This is a genomic window from Propionivibrio sp. (assembly GCF_049316945.1).
Taxonomy (GTDB): Bacteria; Pseudomonadota; Gammaproteobacteria; order Burkholderiales; family Rhodocyclaceae; genus Propionivibrio.
Genome location: NZ_JBMOJE010000368.1, coordinates 1 through 1673 on the forward strand (window position 1 = coordinate 1; position 1673 = coordinate 1673).

General features: G+C 51.9%; 3 protein-coding genes. 2 read left to right on the plus strand and 1 reads right to left on the minus strand.

The features are described from left to right. Positions 1-751: 751 nt before the first annotated feature. Positions 752-919 carry a hypothetical protein gene (locus ACOYNV_RS28225; protein ID WP_422903146.1) on the plus strand — a complete coding sequence of 56 codons (168 nt, stop codon included), beginning with the start codon at positions 752-754 and terminating at the stop codon, positions 917-919. Positions 920-999: 80 nt separating this feature from the next. On the opposite strand, the gene ACOYNV_RS28230 is transcribed toward ACOYNV_RS28225, so the two are convergent. After that, positions 1000-1374: a helix-turn-helix domain-containing protein gene (locus ACOYNV_RS28230; RefSeq protein WP_422903147.1), complete on the minus strand. Its 375-nt coding sequence runs from the start codon at positions 1372-1374 to the stop codon at positions 1000-1002. A 29-nt stretch (positions 1375-1403) separates the two neighbouring features. Between ACOYNV_RS28230 and ACOYNV_RS28235 the strand changes: the two genes are divergently transcribed. Beyond that, a partial coding sequence (locus ACOYNV_RS28235; RefSeq protein ID WP_422903148.1) for a hypothetical protein occupies positions 1404-1673 on the plus strand: 270 nt, incomplete at its 3' end.

A 1673-nucleotide genomic window follows, 5' to 3' on the forward strand; every position in this document is an offset into this window, starting at 1 on the left:
CTAGGGCAGAAGCAATGCACGCCTGCAGACACTGCTGGTAAGTCATGCCCCATGCCATCGTTCGCTTACTTATGCCTGCCATTAAACAACCAGCTCCTTGATTGATGCCGCCTTAGTTTACGTCATGCTGCAAAAATATTCATCCACCGAATATGCGAATAAAACTTCCCGCCCCAGAGATGGGAAATAAAACCCGCCTCGGATTCAATAGTAACGCAAGTCCGGCAGTGGACGGGGGTTGCCACATCCCCTCGATCAAACCCCCACTTTGGATGGCAGCTCTTTCCCCGCATTGGCCGGCGGACTGGATTTCTGGATTTGTCGTAACTACTCAGCCAGAATTTTGGTAGTCGAGCCAGCTTCATGCGAAGCTGGGTTGAGGCGGTGCGCCCTTGAAGGCGGCGACGAGGTGATTAGAGTTGTTCCGGGTGACAACTTGTTTAAAAACAATGGGTTACCGTCAGCGTATTTGGTGAAATGAAATAAAACCACCTAAAAGGCAGAGTCATAAAGTTGCTAACCCTATGATTTCAAAGAGAACTACAGCGGGAACAAGTCTATTAAAGATATTGGCCCCTTGCTTATGCATGGTGGCGCAGTAGGAGCGGATGACACAGTGCTACTGAACACCTTGCGGTGTTCGAAAGCAACCCGATATTTTTTGCTTCACCTCAGGGCATGCGCACCATCTGCTCGGTCAGATTGTTGGTAAACGGCACACCGGATTGTGTCATAAAGCGCCAGACAGACATTGCCCCAACGCATTGAAATCGAGCACAACAAGACCACTGAGCAAATGCGTGTGGCGTTCAAGTGTCGGCAAGACCTGCCGCCGCAGTGCAGAGCGATCCCGAAGCCCAAGCAACTGAGGCTGCTCAGGCTCATCGATGCCACCCCGATTCTGGAAAACCACGCCTAATGGGCCACAAGCCTGTTGGCGTTGAAGAAAGTCATGGGATGAATGGCGCTCACACCGAGAGGGACAGTGATTTTGTCGCGTTACATGACCATGGCTTCAAGGCGAAAGCAGCCAGCAGCTGCTCGAACCTCTTTCATGTGACCATGCCCCGGGTGAACTTTGGTTTCAATCGTCACAAGACCAACTTGCGCCAACTGGTCTACATCACGTTTGACAGCGCTGCGATCGCGATGAAGGCGCTCGGCTATGACGGTGATTGAACCCGGTTCACCCTTGACGCTTCGGAACACGTCGAGACGACTGGAGGTCAGCAGGCGCAGGAGATCGGCAGGATCTTCAAAGCTAACGATGCGCTCTTCAGGCATCGGTTGACCAGCGTCAGCCTTGCGTGCCAAAGCTTTTCCTCGACGGAAGAAATCATGCTCGTTGCCCGCTTTAAGGATGATGTTTTTCATGCTTTGCTCCTGAGTGCCGTCCAATCGGCTTGAAACTGATCCTCAATGTCTTCAAAATTTGTGAATTCAACGGCAGCGACCTCACCGAAATAGTGCCGATGGTGATACCCGTGTTGGTTGTCGTAACCCACGACGCGACCATTGTCACCACCGTGCAGAGCATGATTGATGTACGCAAGGTTGTAACGGGTTATTGTTCCGTGGAGGTCAACCCAGACCTCGCGACGAAGTTGACCATTGCCACGTTTTGGCGTGATGTGGTGCAAATCGTCGACAACTTTTCGATCAGCCATGACTCA

Excerpts from the sequence above, each read along its gene's own strand:
- ACOYNV_RS28230 (WP_422903147.1), bottom strand. The coding sequence starts at position 1,374 with ATGAAAAACATCATCCTTAAAGCGGGCAACGAGCATGATTTCTTCCGT.